This window comes from Sphingomonas sp. FG14, assembly GCF_057809675.1.
On the sequence record NZ_JBMDKK010000002.1, the window covers coordinates 38,735 to 52,068 of the forward strand.

Annotated in this window: 15 protein-coding genes and 1 pseudogene; 9 read left to right on the forward strand and 7 right to left on the reverse strand. The window is 66.9% G+C overall.

The annotated features are described in order from the left end of the window. The first annotated feature begins 247 nt into the window (after positions 1-247). Complete coding sequence (locus tag ACODTA_RS08320; protein ID WP_489065435.1) at positions 248-781, forward strand: GNAT family N-acetyltransferase; 534 nt, start codon at positions 248-250, stop codon at positions 779-781. 40 nt (positions 782-821) lie between these two features. Here ACODTA_RS08320 and ACODTA_RS08325 read toward each other — a convergent pair whose 3' ends face one another. The 3 genes from ACODTA_RS08325 to rplU form a co-directional block, all read right to left on the reverse strand. After that, positions 822-1,376 (reverse strand): GNAT family N-acetyltransferase, encoded by a 555-nt coding sequence (locus tag ACODTA_RS08325; RefSeq protein ID WP_489065436.1) that lies wholly within the window; start codon positions 1,374-1,376, stop codon positions 822-824. Positions 1,377-1,546: 170 nt separating this feature from the next. Then, positions 1,547-1,816, reverse strand: coding sequence for a 50S ribosomal protein L27 (rpmA, locus tag ACODTA_RS08330; RefSeq protein ID WP_222990835.1), 270 nt, complete (start codon positions 1,814-1,816; stop codon positions 1,547-1,549). 24 nt (positions 1,817-1,840) lie between these two features. Then, positions 1,841-2,269, reverse strand: coding sequence for a 50S ribosomal protein L21 (gene rplU / locus ACODTA_RS08335; RefSeq protein ID WP_489065437.1), 429 nt, complete (start codon positions 2,267-2,269; stop codon positions 1,841-1,843). A gap of 232 nt (positions 2,270-2,501) precedes the next feature. On the opposite strand from rplU, the gene ACODTA_RS08340 reads away from it, so the two are divergent. Next, positions 2,502-3,173, forward strand: a complete 672-nt coding sequence (locus ACODTA_RS08340) for a hypothetical protein (RefSeq protein WP_489065438.1) — start codon at positions 2,502-2,504, stop codon at positions 3,171-3,173. Between the two features lie 228 nt (positions 3,174-3,401). On the opposite strand, the gene ACODTA_RS08345 is transcribed toward ACODTA_RS08340, so the two are convergent. Both ACODTA_RS08345 and ACODTA_RS08350 read right to left on the reverse strand, forming a co-directional pair. Then, complete coding sequence (locus tag ACODTA_RS08345; RefSeq protein ID WP_489065439.1) at positions 3,402-3,596, reverse strand: hypothetical protein; 195 nt, start codon at positions 3,594-3,596, stop codon at positions 3,402-3,404. Next, the gene (locus ACODTA_RS08350; protein ID WP_489065440.1) at positions 3,593-4,000 is read right to left on the reverse strand and encodes a DUF983 domain-containing protein; all 408 of its coding nucleotides are present in this window, start codon (positions 3,998-4,000) and stop codon (positions 3,593-3,595) included. The genes ACODTA_RS08345 and ACODTA_RS08350 overlap by 4 nt, the downstream gene beginning before the upstream one ends. Before the next feature lie 94 nt (positions 4,001-4,094). Here ACODTA_RS08350 and ACODTA_RS08355 point away from each other — a divergent pair, with 94 nt between their 5' ends. The 5 genes and pseudogenes from ACODTA_RS08355 (at position 4,095) to ACODTA_RS08375 (ending at position 9,073) form a co-directional block, all read left to right on the forward strand. After that, positions 4,095-5,474: an aminotransferase-like domain-containing protein gene (locus tag ACODTA_RS08355; RefSeq protein ID WP_489065441.1), complete on the forward strand. Its 1,380-nt coding sequence runs from the start codon at positions 4,095-4,097 to the stop codon at positions 5,472-5,474. Positions 5,475-5,604: 130 nt separating this feature from the next. Continuing rightward, positions 5,605-7,164, forward strand: coding sequence for a glutamine-hydrolyzing GMP synthase (guaA, locus tag ACODTA_RS08360; protein ID WP_489065442.1), 1,560 nt, complete (start codon positions 5,605-5,607; stop codon positions 7,162-7,164). Positions 7,165-7,420: 256 nt separating this feature from the next. Further along, on the forward strand, positions 7,421-8,209 hold the full coding sequence (locus ACODTA_RS08365; protein ID WP_489065443.1) for a hypothetical protein: 789 nt from the start codon (positions 7,421-7,423) through the stop codon (positions 8,207-8,209). 150 nt (positions 8,210-8,359) lie between these two features. Beyond that, positions 8,360-8,476 (forward strand): annotated as a pseudogene (locus tag ACODTA_RS08370) (GMP synthase (glutamine-hydrolyzing)); the annotation flags it as partial. A gap of 183 nt (positions 8,477-8,659) precedes the next feature. Next, a complete protein-coding gene (locus ACODTA_RS08375; protein ID WP_489065444.1) occupies positions 8,660-9,073 on the forward strand; it encodes a YciI family protein in 414 nt (137 codons plus the stop codon). Positions 9,074-9,229: 156 nt separating this feature from the next. Here ACODTA_RS08375 and ACODTA_RS08380 read toward each other — a convergent pair whose 3' ends face one another. After that, complete coding sequence (locus ACODTA_RS08380; RefSeq protein WP_489065445.1) at positions 9,230-9,457, reverse strand: hypothetical protein; 228 nt, start codon at positions 9,455-9,457, stop codon at positions 9,230-9,232. A gap of 59 nt (positions 9,458-9,516) precedes the next feature. Here ACODTA_RS08380 and ACODTA_RS08385 point away from each other — a divergent pair, with 59 nt between their 5' ends. Both ACODTA_RS08385 and ACODTA_RS08390 read left to right on the forward strand, forming a co-directional pair. Beyond that, positions 9,517-9,708: a hypothetical protein gene (locus ACODTA_RS08385; RefSeq protein WP_489065446.1), complete on the forward strand. Its 192-nt coding sequence runs from the start codon at positions 9,517-9,519 to the stop codon at positions 9,706-9,708. Positions 9,709-9,715: 7 nt separating this feature from the next. Beyond that, positions 9,716-11,236: an ABC1 kinase family protein gene (locus ACODTA_RS08390; RefSeq protein ID WP_489065447.1), complete on the forward strand. Its 1,521-nt coding sequence runs from the start codon at positions 9,716-9,718 to the stop codon at positions 11,234-11,236. A gap of 25 nt (positions 11,237-11,261) precedes the next feature. On the opposite strand, the gene ACODTA_RS08395 is transcribed toward ACODTA_RS08390, so the two are convergent. Beyond that, positions 11,262-13,205 (reverse strand): lipoxygenase family protein, encoded by a 1,944-nt coding sequence (locus tag ACODTA_RS08395; RefSeq protein ID WP_489065448.1) that lies wholly within the window; start codon positions 13,203-13,205, stop codon positions 11,262-11,264. Between the last annotated feature and the right edge of the window lie 129 nt (positions 13,206-13,334).

The window sequence follows — 13,334 nt, forward strand, 5'->3', positions numbered from 1 at the left end:
GACGGGCGGTTGCGGGCCTATGGCGGAGGGGCGGGCGTTCGTCAAGGCGGGCTTGCCCTGTTCCCGCCAATCTGTTTGGAATTGTCGCCATGGGCAAGCAACAGGATGAGCGCGCGGCGCGTCTGGCGGAGGCGTTGCGCGAGAATCTGCGCCGCAGAAAGGCGCAATCACGTGAAGGAGGGGGCGATGGCGCGGCCGCGGGCGCGCGCGAATCAGCTTCGGCCGATGCCAGTGATTCGCCCGAATCATGACGATCGCCACCGCGCCCACGATCCTGACCGAGCGCACGATATTGCGCGCGCATCGATATGAGGATTTCGAACGTTTCGCGCAGATCTGGGGCGACCCGGACGTGACGCGATTCGTCGGCGGCGTGCCGCTGTCGCGTGGCGACGCCTGGACGCGCTTCCTGCGCGCCGTCGGGCTCTGGCCGATCATGGGCTATGGCTATTGGGCGGTCGAGGATCGCGGCGATGGCCGCTATCTGGGGCTGATCGGCCTCGCCGAGCTCGAACGAGGCATTCCGGCGATCGCCGGCGTGCCGGAGGCGGGCTGGGTCTTCGGTCCGGATGCCCATGGCCGGGGCATCGCGAGCGAGACCGTCGGCGCGATCATCGGCTGGGCGGACGCCAATCTCTCCGATCCCGAAACCTGCTGCATCATCGATACCGGCAACGCGGCGTCGATTCGGGTGGCGGAGAAACTCGGCTTCGTCCTGGCCGGCCCGGAAGCCTATCGGGACGGACAGATATTGGTGTTCAGGCGGCCGCGCGCGGGCTGATACGGGCGCCCGATGAGCGGAAACCCATCGGGCGCCGGCATCACGCCGCCATTCGGTAGCAATCGTCCCCATCGGGAAGGGCGTCACCTTCGGCGAGCGCATATAGCGCGCAGGGCGCTTCGCCGCCGCGCCCGGCGCTGGGCCGGTTGACCACGCATCCGGTGGGGCGGAAGCCCAGCTTGCGCAGCACATGGCCGGACGCCGGATTGTCGAGGAAATGCGACGCGACGACGCGGCCGAGCTTCAGCGTGCGCGCGATGCCGATCAGCGCCTGGCCGGCCTCCGTGGCATAGCCCAGGCCCCAATGGGGGCGGGCGATCCAATAGCCCATCTCGATATCCCCGCCCGGCGCGCGGCCGAGCCCGCAGCCGCCCACCAGCCGTGGCGCGCCATGGGTGCGCGCGACGATCAGGAACTGGGGCAGCGCCGCATGGCGCTCCGCCGCCAGGAAATCCCGCGCATGATCGATATCATAGGGCCATGGGGCGGTGGCGAGATTGCGGACGACCATTTCATCGCCGATCGCGGCGGCGAGCGCGGCCGCATCCTCCGGCCAGCCGGGCCGGAGCAGCAGTCTTGGGGTACGCGCGAACATGTCTCTCTCCTCTATGTCGCGCCCCATGCCGCAATCAGATTACGCCATGGAGACAGTGGGATGAGGGAGACAAAGAAAAAGGGAGCGGGGGCGACCCCTCTCCCTCTTCACCTGCCGCAGCAGGTTTTCGGGCCGCCCCAGGGGCGACCCGTCATGCGGTTCGCCCGATTTTACTCGGCTGCTTGCGCCATAATATCGACCGAGCAGAATTTGCGGCCAAGCTTGCCGTCGTGGAAGGTCACGCGGCCTTCGACGAGCGCGAACAGCGTGTGATCCTTGCCCATGCCGACATTGCGGCCCGGATAGACCTTGGTGCCGCGCTGGCGCACGATGATGTTGCCCGCGACGACGTCCTGGCCGCCGAACTTCTTCACGCCAAGGCGTCGGCCGGCTGAGTCGCGGCCGTTGCGGGAAGAACCGCCTGCTTTCTTATGTGCCATCTCTCAAAACTCCTGTCGGCGCGCTTACGCGTCGGTCTTCTTCGCGGCCGGCTTCTTGGCGGCTGCGGGCTTCTTCTCGGCTGCGGGCTTGGCGGCCTCGGGGGCTGCCTCAACCTTGGGCTCCTCGGCCTTCTTGGCCGCAGCCTTCGGCTTCTCGTTGCCGATCGCGGTGATCTTCAGGATCGTCATCTGCTGACGATGGCCGTTGCGGCGACGATAATTGTGCCGGCGGCGCTTCTTGAAGACGATGACCTTCTCGCTCTTCGCCTGCGCGATGATCTCGGCCGAAACCGTCAGATCCTTGGCGGCCTTGAGCTCGCTGCCTTCGCCGGCGAGCAGGACGTCGCCCAGCGAGATCGAATCACCGGCATTGCCAGCGATCTTCTCGACGGCGATCTTGTCTCCTGCGGCAACGCGATACTGCTTGCCGCCCGTGCGCACGATAGCGAACATGGCTTGTCTCTTCATCTTCAAAGCTGTCCACACAGGCGAACGGCCACGGCCGGACCCCCGCGCGGGAAAGTGGGGCTGTTAGCTTCGCTTTCCCGCGCTGTCAACGAGGAAAGGGCGCTCAAACCCGCCGTTTCCGCGCTCGCGACATGCGATTGCGGTCTCCGGCGGTTCATCGCGCTGAAAGCACGATTCGCCTAGCAGAGATGGCATGGGCCGTCGATAGGGCGGCCCGATGAAAGGGTTTCCGATGGCGCTCGCCCGCTTGCTGCTTGGTTCCGCGGTCTCGGCCGCGATTCTCGTCACCTCGGTCGCACCCGCGGCGGCACGGCCATATCGCGGCCATCATGGCGGCTGGAACGGCGGCTGGCACCATCGCGATCGTGGTGTGCGCGGCGGCGATGTGCTGGCCGGCGTGGTGATCCTGGGCGGCATCGCCGCGATCGCCGGCATGTCCGCGAAGAAGGATCGGCAGGTCGATGACGAGATCGCCTATCGGAATCGCGATCGGAGCGTCGACGCCTATGCCGACCGTTCCGACGACGGCGAATGGCTTGGCGACGATGCCAGCGTCGATGCCAATGTCGATGCCGATCGACGGGATGATTCGCCGGCGGCCGGTGACGCCTATGCCAGCAACGACGCAGCGGTGATTCGCGACGAGGACGCGGCGGTCGACGCCTGCGCCCGCGCCGCCGAGGACGAAGCGCATGCCTATGGCAGCGACGCCAGCGTCCGCAATATCGCCGATGTGGAGGGCGAGGGCACCGAATGGCGGGTGAGCGGCACGGTGGAAACCCGCAACGGCTATCGCGACCGTGCCAGCGCGCGCGGCTTCACCTGCACCGTCCGCTACGGCCAGATCGACGGCGTGCGCCTGGACGGCGAAAGCGTGGCGCTGCGCTGAGGATTCGGCATGCGGCTGATCAGGCGGAAAATATCCGCACGCGCGTGGCGAAGATGAGGTGCGATCCATATCGCCGCTTGGGCTGAGCTTGTCGAAGCCCTGTCCTTCTACCCTGAACCCAAGGCAGGACAGGGCTTCGACAGGCTCAGCCCGAACGGGGTGGTGGTGGCGCCGCTGTTTCCGCAATTGCGCTCTTGTGCCTTGGCTCTTTCGGAATTTGCCCGGCTTCTAATCCCGGTGCCACGCCATCGCCGCGCCGTTCCGCCGGGCGATCCGCTCCTCCTGCGCGATCAGCGCCAGCGCGATCCTGACCTCGGCGAAATCGTCGCCTTCGCCCGATGCGGCGCGGCGGGCCTCGTCGTCATAACCGCGCGACGCCAGATAGGTCGCCGCCGCGGCGCGCGCGCGCTCGATCGCGGTCATCTCTCGGGAATATGCCAGCCGATCTGCCGGGCCTCGCGCGCCTTGTAGAAGAACTGGCTGCACACCAGCCAGCCCTTGAGCGGCCGCAGCGGCAACGTGCAGGTGAGCAGGAGGAAGGGCAGGGATGTGACGAGATGCACCCAGAAGGGCGGCGTGAACAGGATCTCGATCATCAGCGCCACCACCACGGCGGGCACGCAGCCGAAGCAGATCACGAAGAAGGCCGGGCCGTCCGCCGGATCGGCGAAGCCGTAATCCAGCCCGCAATGGTCGCAGCGTTCACGCAGGGTCAGCAGCCCCTTGAACAGCGCGCCCTGGCCGCAGCGCGGGCATTTGCCGCGAATGCCGGTCTCGACGGGCTTCAGCGCCGGCCAGTCCGACGCTTGCGTGTTGCTCTCTGTCATGCTCGATCGTCCCGATTCTTTCGGACGGGCTGGTTTGCCGTGCGATACGCAATTATGTATGGTAACAATACCATGCAAAGTCAAGGTTAGAGACATGCAAAGCTGGGTGCCCGATCTGGCGGCGGAGGCCGCGCCCAAATATCTGGCGATCGCCGGTGCGCTCGCGCGCGATATCGAGGCGGGCGTGCTGAGGCCCGGAGACCGGCTGCCGCCGCAGCGCGCGCTGGCCGAACGGCTGGCGGTGGACCTGACCACGGTGACCAAGGCCTATAATGAAGTGCGGCGGCTGGGCCTGATCGAGGGCGGCGGGCGGCGGGGCAGCTTCGTGCGCGCCGATGTGGGCGGGCAGGCGGAGGCCACCGGCGCGGTGCTGACCGATACCGGCATGAACCTGCCGCCGGAGCCGCTGGGCGGGCGCTTCGCCGCCTGTTTCCGCGAGGGCGTGGCCGAGCTGCTCGCCGGGCCGGGGGCGGCCGGGCGCTTCCAATACCAGCCGAGCGGCGGCACGCAGCCCGATCGCGCCGCCGGCGCGGCCCTGCTCGCGTCGCGCGGGATCGATGCGAGCGAGGATAATGTGCTGGTCGCGAGCGGCGGCCAGAACGCGCTCCATGCGATCCTCGGTACTCTTTTGTCGGCGGGCGACACGATCTGCGCCGGGCGCTTCGCCTATCCGGGGCTGCTGGCTCTGGCGCGGCGCTTCGGGCTGGCCGTGCGCGCGATCGACGGTGATGGCGAGGGGATCGATCCGCACGCGCTCGATCTTGTCGCGCGCGCGGGCGGCGTGCGCGCACTCTATATCGTGCCGACCAACGACAATCCGACAGCCGCGACCATGGGGGAGGAACGCCGCCGCGCCATCGCCGACGTCGCGCGGCGCCACGACCTGATCGTGATCGAGGACGACGCCTATGGCCTGTTGCCCGCGAAGCCGCTGCCGCCGATCGCCGCGTTCGCGCCCGAACGGACCTGGCATGTGACGAGCCTGTCCAAGATCATCTCGCCCGCGCTGCGCATCGCCTATCTGCGCGCGCCCACCGCGCGCGATGCGTGGCGGCTGGCGGCCGAACTGCACGAAACCGCGATCATGCCGCCGCCGGTCAGCGCCGCGCTCGCAACCCTGTGGTTGCGCAACGGCAGTTTCGCGGCGCTGGTGGCGGAGGTGCGCGCGGAGGCGGCGGCGCGCCAGGCGATCGCCGCCGATATCCTGCGCGACCTGGATTATGCGACGCATGGGGAGGGCTATCATCTCTGGCTGGCGCTGCCCGCCGGCATCGCCGCCGCCGATCTGGTGGGCACGCTGCGCCCCGCCGGCCTCTCCGTGGTGACCTCCGACGCCTTCGCCGTCGATCCGGCGGGGGCGGGGCGGGCGTTGCGCATCTCGATCGGCGGCGGCCTCTCGCGCGAACGGCTGGCGCGCACGCTGACCATGCTCGATGCGATGATGCAGGGATCGCGCGGCGTGTCGTTGGTCTAGCATCAGGTCGGGACGCCCAAAAACCGGGCGTCAGAACTGGACGCCAAAACTGGGCGCCAAAACTGGACAGGGCGGCTTCGGCAACCTAGTGCCGCGCGCATTCCCCTCTCGTACAGGAGCCGCCGACTCGATGTCCGCAGACCATCAGGATTCGATCCTCATCGTCGATTTCGGAAGCCAGGTGACCCAGCTCATCGCCCGGCGCGTGCGTGAAGCCGGCGTCTATAGCGAGATCGCGCCCTTCAATTCCGCCGCCGAAGCCTATGAGCGGCTCAAGCCCAAGGGCATCATCCTGTCCGGCGGCCCATCCTCTGTGATGTGGGACGACAGCCCGCGCGCACCGCAGCATTTCTTCGAGGCCGGCCTGCCGATCCTCGCCATCTGCTACGGCCAGCAGACCATGGCGCACCAGCTTGGCGGCACCGTCGCGCCTTCGGACAGCCGCGAGTTCGGCCGCGCCTTTATCGAGGTGATCGACGATTCGGCGCTGTTCAACGGTCTGTGGAGCGTCGGCGACACGCATCAGGTGTGGATGAGCCATGGCGACCGCGTCGAGGCGCTGCCCGAGGGCTTCAAGATCGTCGCGCGTTCGGAAGGCGCGCCCTTCGCGATCGCGACCGACGAGGCGCGGCGCTTCTATTCGATGATGTTCCACCCCGAAGTGGTCCACACCCCCGACGGTGGCAAGCTGCTCGCGAATTTCGTCCGCCATGTCTGTGGCCTGCCCGGCGACTGGACGATGGCCGAGTTCCGCGAGACCAAGATCCAGCAGATCCGCGAGCAGGTGGGCAAGGGCAAGGTTATCTGCGGGCTGTCCGGCGGCGTCGACAGCGCGGTGGCGGCGGTGCTGATCCATGAGGCGATCGGCGAGCAGCTCACCTGCGTCTTCGTCGATCACGGCCTGATGCGCAGTGGAGAGGCCGATCAGGTCGTCAGCCTGTTCCGCAACCATTATAATATCCCGCTCGTCCATGTGAGCTGCGAGACGCTGTTCCTCAACGGGCTGGCGGGCGAGACCGATCCCGAGAAGAAGCGCAAGTTCATCGGCAAGACCTTCATCGACGTGTTCGAGGCGGAAGCGCGCAAGATCGGCGGCGCCGAGTTCCTGGCGCAGGGCACGCTCTATCCCGACGTGATCGAGAGCGTGAGCTTCACCGGCGGGCCGAGCGTGACGATCAAGAGCCACCACAATGTCGGCGGCCTGCCCGAACGCATGAACATGAAGCTGGTCGAACCACTGCGCGAACTGTTCAAGGACGAGGTCCGCGCGCTCGGCCGCGAGCTGGGCCTGCCCGACATCTTCGTCGGCCGCCATCCCTTTCCGGGGCCGGGCCTGGCGATCCGCATTCCGGGCGAAGTCACCAAGGAACGCTGCGACATCTTGCGCAAGGCCGACGCCATCTATCTCGAGGAGATCCGCAATGCCGGGCTCTACGACGCGATCTGGCAGGCGTTCGCGGTGCTGTTGCCGGTGCGGACCGTCGGCGTGATGGGTGACCATCGCACCTATGACTCGGTCTGCGCGCTGCGCGCCGTCACCTCCACCGACGGCATGACCGCCGACGTCTATCCCTTCGACGCCAGCTTCCTCACCCGCGTTGCGACGCGGATCGTGAACGAGGTGAAGGGCATCAACCGGGTGGTCTACGATTATACGTCGAAGCCGCCGGGCACGATCGAGTGGGAGTGAACCGGAAAAAGCAGACGTCCGGGGGACGTCTGCCCGGTTCACTCGGCGCTGCAAAGCGCCGCAAACGCCGGAACCAATGATCGTCCTGGGGACGATCATCCGGTTTACTCGGCGCTGCTAAGCGCCGCAGAACGCGAAGTAGCAGATTTCCGGCGGTCGGTCGCCCGATGCAATCTGCTCCGTTTCCGACCATTCTCTCTCGCTTTCCATCCGCTTCCCGGCAAAACTCATCCCGACTGCTGAGGGGAGCTTGTAAATGAGGCTGTTGCTGATCGGGCTGTTGCTCGTCCTTGCGGGGTGTTCGGCTTCTGACTGGAACGAGCGGCTCTCCTCACCCGAGGATCGCGCTCTGGCGCTTCGAACGATTGACGGCCTTCGTTCCGGCAAGCTGGATCCGCTGAAGGCGGAGATCGAGCCCACGGTGTTTGCCCAGACTGTCGCCGGCAGGGATAAACTCGCGGCGCCCCTGTCGACCCCCGGCACGCCTATGCTCGTCACGGTGAACTCTAATACCGTCTCGGACGGCAGCGGCACTGTCACCACCAAGGCGCTGAATTATGAATTCGGCGCCGGGAAAACCTGGGTGGTCATGCAGATCATGTTGCGGATGACGGCAAAGGGGCGGGAAGTGATCGGCTGGAACGTGACGCCCACAAACGCGCGCCCGTCGACCATCGGCAATTTTTCGTTCAGCGGAAAAACCCCGATCCATTTCGCCTGGATTGCTGCGATGATCGCTTCGGTGTTCGTGATCCTGACGGCTCTTGTCCAGGGCGCTCGTAGCAAAGGCATCAAGCGTCGTTGGCTCTGGATGCTCGGCAGTGCCTTTGGCCTTGGCCAGTTTAGCCTGAATTGGGCAACGGGCGCCTGGTCGATCAAGCCGATCTATGTGTCGCTGCTCGGTGCCGGCTTCTTCAGGCCGTCACCGTTCGATGCGTGGATATTGAGTTTCTCGCTGCCGATCGTCGCGGTCATATTCCTGATACGCCGGCGGGGATTGATGGCTCGATCAGAGGATGGTGCACTTGATCCGCTCGCTGCGTAAGAAGCTGATCCGCGGTGGGGATTACGGCGCGAGCTTACTAAATGTATGATCGCGCTGGGTCTGAGGTGTGCCGCGCGCTTCGCGAGTCAGAAGGCGAGGCCCGGGCACAAAAGCTTGATCGGACTATTTAGTAAACTGGCACCGCAATTCGACGTCTTCCCCTTCGACGCCAGCTTCCTGACCAGTGTGGCAACGCGGACCGTGAACGAAGTGAAGGGCATCAACCGGGTGGTTTATGACTATACGTCGAAGCCGCCGGAGACGATCATCCGGTTTACTCGGCTCCGCAAGGCGCCGCAGAACATGGAGCAGCGAGCGTCCCCGGGCGCGCTTCCCCGGTGCGCGCAGCGAACACGATAAAAATTTGCCCAACGCTGTCGATTTCCGACACACTCGTTCGTCGTCCCGATGCCAGGCCGATGTGGCCGGCGTCAGGCAAGGAGACAGACGATGCGAGTCATGGTGTTCATGAAAGCCACCGAGGACAGCGAAAACGGCACGCCGCCGACGATGGAGGCGTTCGAGGCGATGGAGCGGTTCAACGAAGAACTGGTGAGCGCCGGCGTGCTGCTGGCGGGCGCCGGCCTCAAATCCAGCGGGGAGGCCAGGCGCATCGTCTATGACGGCCCCGAACGCGCGGTCACCGACGGACCGTTCGCCGAAACGCGCGAACTGGTCGCCGGCTTCTCGATCTGGAACGTGAAGGACATGGACGAGGCCGTGGCCTGGGCGAAGCGCTGCCCCAACCCCATGCCGGGCCGCTGCGAGGTGGAGATCCGCCCGTTCCTGGAAGCGACGGACATGGCCGAACTGCTGACCGCACTCGACGACGATAATGCGCGTGCGAAGCTCGGCGTCGCCTGATCACGTGCGGAGCCATGCATCGATCGGCTCGCCGCGTCGGGAGATATCGATTGAATCCCCGGCCTCGACCCGATCGGTGAATGTGCTCAAGTCAGCACTGGCATTGTCCCCGGGGCATGTGGTCGCGGAAATGACCGGGTGCAGCCGTGCGACGCTCTATCGGCGCTTCGCCTCAAAGCTCGCGCTGGTCGAGGCGATCCTGTTCGAGACCTCGCGCGCGGTGGAGCCCGAGATCGCGTCGAGCGAGGCGCCGCGCGCCATCCTCATCGCCCATGCCTCGGCTTGTGCCGAATATATGTCGGGCAGCCGCGGGCGGGCGATATTGAGCATCACCGAAAGCGCCGCGCGCCTCCCCGAGCTCGACCAGGCGACGCTGCGGCACATGACCGGCGAGCAGGAATATTATTATCGCGAGTTCCGCCGCCTGGCGCCTGGCGCCTGGCGTGAACTCGGAAACGCTTGCCTTTACCTTCGATACGCTGGTCGGCAACGTCATCTATCACGTCGCCATCCGTCGCCGCGCGCTGGCCGCATCCGATATCGCGCTGCTCGTCGATCAGGCGATCGCGGTGCTGCACGCGCGATGCGCGGTGGAGGGCCGAACCGATTGCCCCCGATCGGACGGCGGGCGATAAGGCGGGCATGATCAGGACATTGCTCGTCGCCGCGCGCGACCGGAATCGCCTTGGCGAGATCGCGCAGGTTGCCTCCCGCTTCGGGCTGGGAATCGTGCTGGCGCGGCTCGGCATCGCGGAGGCGGGCGCGGTAGAGGGTGGCGACGGCGATCCTCACGGCCTGCCGCGCCGCACGCGGCTGGCGCTGGAGGCGCTTGGCCCCACCTTCGTCAAGCTCGGCCAGATCCTGGCGACGCGCGGCGACCTGTTGCCGCCCGAATGGATCGCGGAACTGGAGCAACTGCACAGCCAGGCGCCGACGCTCGCGTTCGAGGATCTGCGCCCGGCGGTGGAAGCCGCGCTGGGCGAGCCGCCCGAGACCGCCTTCGCCAGCTTCGATCCCGCGCCGCTGGCCGCCGCGTCGATGGCGCAGGTCCATCGCGCGACGCTGGCCGACGGGCGCGCGGTGGTCCTCAAGATCCGCCGGCCCGGCATCCGTCCGCGCATGGAGGCCGATCTCCGCCTGATCGCGCAGCTTGCCGCCGTCGCGGAGAGCGCAAGCGCGGAAGCCCGCCGCTTCGCGCCCGCCGCGATGATGCGCCAGCTCACCGAAGCGGTGCTGGAGGAACTCGATTTCACCGGCGAGGGCCGCAACGCCGATCGGCTGCGCGCGGATTTCGCGGGCGAGCCGCGCGTGGTGATCCCGGCGATCCACTGGGCCTGGACCTCCGAAACATTGCTGGTGATGGATTATGTCGAGGGGGTTCCGCCCCGCGACGGGGACACGCTGCGCGCCGCGGGCATCGATCCCGCCGCGATCGCCGCGCTGGGGGCGGATGTCGTGCTCGACATGGTGCTGGTCAATGGCCGCTTCCACGGCGATCCGCATCCCGGCAACCTGCTGTGCCTGCCGGGCGATCGGATCGCGCTGCTCGATCTCGGCATGATCGGCCATGTCTCGCCGCGCCGGCGCGAGGAATTCATCGATTTCGTCCAGTCGCTGAACACCGGCGATCCCGCGCGGCTCGCCGACATATTGGCGGTCTGGTCGGCGGGCAGCGCGCCGCGCGATCGCATCCGCTCGGCCGCCGAACGGCTGGTCGCGCGCCATGGCAGCGGCCCGCTGGTGTTGAGCGCGCTGGTCGGCGATTTCCTGCCGATGATGCGCGACGAGGGGCTGACCCTGCCGCCGGACCTGCTGCTGATCTTCAAGGCGCTGGTGACGATCGACGGCGTGCTCCTGGCGATCGAGCCCGATTTCGATCTGTCGGGGGCGATGCGGCGATCCTCGCTCAGGATCGCGCGGTCGCGGCTTTCGCCCGAACACTGGGCGCCGACCGTGCAGGCGCTTGCCTGGGAACTCGGCAAGCTGGGCGACGGCGCGCCGCGTCTGGTGCGCGCCGCCGTCCGCCGGCTGGAAGCCGATCCCGCCGATGCGGCCGCGCCCCACGCAGCGCTGTCGGCCGCGCTCGCCACCGCCGGCCGCTGGATCGCCGCCGCCATCCTGGCGGGCGCGGCGCTGATCGCGGGCGCGCTGCTGCTGCGGTGATGCGATCCGCGGCCGCGCCGCGCGATCAGATGTTGATGCTCGTCGGGATCAGGCTGGGCTGCAGATAGGGATAGGGCGCCAGCCGCTCGGCGTTGCGCGCGACGATGCGGGCCTCCACCGCCTGCAGCGCCGCCTGGAAGCGCGGCAATGCACAGTCCGCGCCGATGATCGCGGGATCGCGGAACCAGGCGGGGTAGGGGAAATCGTTGCTGAGATAGGTGCCGAGCGGGCGGTAATGCACCGAACCCAGCAGGTAGAGCGTGTTGAGCTGCTCCAGCGCCAGTGAGACCGGGGGCATATAGCCCAGCCAATCCTGCTTGCCATGGCCGGACTGTTCGGTCGGCGAGGCTGCCCAGCCCGCGCCGGTGATGGCGGGCGCGAAATCCATCATCTCCTTTTGCGGGAAATTGACGGCCGCGTGCTGCGCGCTCGCGGTGAAGATGATCATCGTGCAGACATCGGCGAGATGGGCGCGCGTGGCGATCGGCTTGAAGCCCTTCACCAGCCCTTCGGATACGACCGAGCCCGCCCAGGCGAGCAGCTCGGTATCGCCCGTCACCGCCGCGTCGTCGGCATAATAGATGGCGACATATTGGGTCGCCCAGTCGTGGATCGCCTGCCACACCAGCAGCGCGTCGTCGCGATAGGGATAGTCGGGCAGCGCCGCCGGATCGGCGACGTTGCGCGCGGCCAGATCGTTGGGCAGCATCTTGCCGTGGAAATCGAAGGCGAGGCGATCGCTCGCCGCTGCCTTCTCGCTGGAGGCGATCGTGCCCGCGAAGATATGGTCGATCGGGCCGTTCGCGGCGATCAGCGATGTCGCCGCCTGGTTGTTGATGAACAGCAATCCCTCGAAATGCGGCACCAGCAATGCCCAGATCGGATGGACCTCCGCCAGATGGCGGTGCGTCGCGACCGCGAAGGCCTCCATCACCAGGTGCGTGCGCGCCAGATGCGCGAACAGTTCGTGATAATTGCCGTCGGCCACCTGGACGACCAGCTTGGCGATCTCCCAGCCCCAGGTGTCGGCTGCCGCCACCGATGGCGTGAAGATCGGATTGAGGCTGCTGTCCTGCCCGCACTGGATCGCCACGGGCACCAGCGACGATCCGCCCGGCGGCACCGCGAACAGCGCGATCGGCAGATAGGCATATTTGGGCAGCCCGTCCCACATGCCCGGCACCAGGATGTCGAGCTCGGCATAGTCGGAAAGATAGACGCGGCCCTCGCTGAGCGCGGCGGTCAGCGTGTCGTTGGCGACCACCGCCGCATAGGTCTCATCCGAAAGCGGGAAGTTGTCGGGAAGCGCGGTGATGCCCTTGATCAGCACCGAATTGGGGCCGGCGACGCGCATCCGCGCGAACACATCGTCCTCCTGGAACTGATAGGCCATGCCGGGCGCGCGGATCGTGTCGAACAGCGCCAGATAGGCGTCGAGCGAGAGCGGATCGGCAGTGCCGATGCCCCGCAGTTCGGCATCGCTCATCTCGACCATGCCGCGCAGTTCCTGGGCATGCTGCCTGAGCAGGGCGAGATGCGCGTCATGCTCGACATAGTCGATGCCCGTTTCCACCTCGGCGGCGATGCGGCCGAAAATGCCGGTGGCGGCATGCTCCGCATGTTCAACATGGATGCGCGCGGCGGAGGCCTCGATCTCGTCGCACCGCGCCAGCGCGGCGGCGAGCGCGGGTTGCGGCGTGGCGATCTCGCCCTTGGCGCTGCTCGCCACCTTGATCGAAAGCTGGTTGCGCGCGATCTTCAGGCCGACGCCGATCAGGATCAGGAACCACGACAATGTCGGCGTGTCGTTCTCCGGCACCTTGGTCGCCAGCGGCACGCCGGGCAGCGTCGGCACATCGGTGGTCCATTGATAGTTCAGGCAGGTGGCGGCGATCTGCGCGGCGCGCTTGGCCTGTTCGGCCTGGGTGTCGTTCTGGGGCAGTGTAGGATTGACGGCGGCGCGTGACATGCTTCCCTCCCGATGTGATTCCATCGGGCGGGACCGATAGGGAGATCATGATTAAAGGCGCGTAAAGCATGGCCCGCCGGCCACGAAAATTTCGTGTCAGTGCCTATGCTTAACCAGAGCTTCAGTCTT

What these genes read in the sequence shown, in the direction of transcription:
- ACODTA_RS08340 (WP_489065438.1), top strand. Translation starts at nt 2,502, where the DNA reads ATGAAAGGGTTTCCGATGGCGCTCGCCCGCTTGCTGCTTGGTTCCGCG.
- ACODTA_RS08320 (WP_489065435.1), top strand. Translation starts at nt 248, where the DNA reads ATGACGATCGCCACCGCGCCCACGATCCTGACCGAGCGCACGATATTG.
- ACODTA_RS08325 (WP_489065436.1), bottom strand. Translation starts at nt 1,376, where the DNA reads ATGTTCGCGCGTACCCCAAGACTGCTGCTCCGGCCCGGCTGGCCGGAG.
- ACODTA_RS08350 (WP_489065440.1), bottom strand. Translation starts at nt 4,000, where the DNA reads ATGACAGAGAGCAACACGCAAGCGTCGGACTGGCCGGCGCTGAAGCCC.
- ACODTA_RS08390 (WP_489065447.1), top strand. Translation starts at nt 9,716, where the DNA reads ATGATCAGGACATTGCTCGTCGCCGCGCGCGACCGGAATCGCCTTGGC.
- ACODTA_RS08395 (WP_489065448.1), bottom strand. Translation starts at nt 13,205, where the DNA reads ATGTCACGCGCCGCCGTCAATCCTACACTGCCCCAGAACGACACCCAG.
- ACODTA_RS08355 (WP_489065441.1), top strand. Translation starts at nt 4,095, where the DNA reads ATGCAAAGCTGGGTGCCCGATCTGGCGGCGGAGGCCGCGCCCAAATAT.
- ACODTA_RS08380 (WP_489065445.1), bottom strand. Translation starts at nt 9,457, where the DNA reads ATGTGCCGCAGCGTCGCCTGGTCGAGCTCGGGGAGGCGCGCGGCGCTT.
- rpmA (WP_222990835.1), bottom strand. Translation starts at nt 1,816, where the DNA reads ATGGCACATAAGAAAGCAGGCGGTTCTTCCCGCAACGGCCGCGACTCA.
- ACODTA_RS08365 (WP_489065443.1), top strand. Translation starts at nt 7,421, where the DNA reads ATGAGGCTGTTGCTGATCGGGCTGTTGCTCGTCCTTGCGGGGTGTTCG.
- ACODTA_RS08345 (WP_489065439.1), bottom strand. Translation starts at nt 3,596, where the DNA reads ATGACCGCGATCGAGCGCGCGCGCGCCGCGGCGGCGACCTATCTGGCG.
- guaA (WP_489065442.1), top strand. Translation starts at nt 5,605, where the DNA reads ATGTCCGCAGACCATCAGGATTCGATCCTCATCGTCGATTTCGGAAGC.
- rplU (WP_489065437.1), bottom strand. Translation starts at nt 2,269, where the DNA reads ATGTTCGCTATCGTGCGCACGGGCGGCAAGCAGTATCGCGTTGCCGCA.
- ACODTA_RS08375 (WP_489065444.1), top strand. Translation starts at nt 8,660, where the DNA reads ATGCGAGTCATGGTGTTCATGAAAGCCACCGAGGACAGCGAAAACGGC.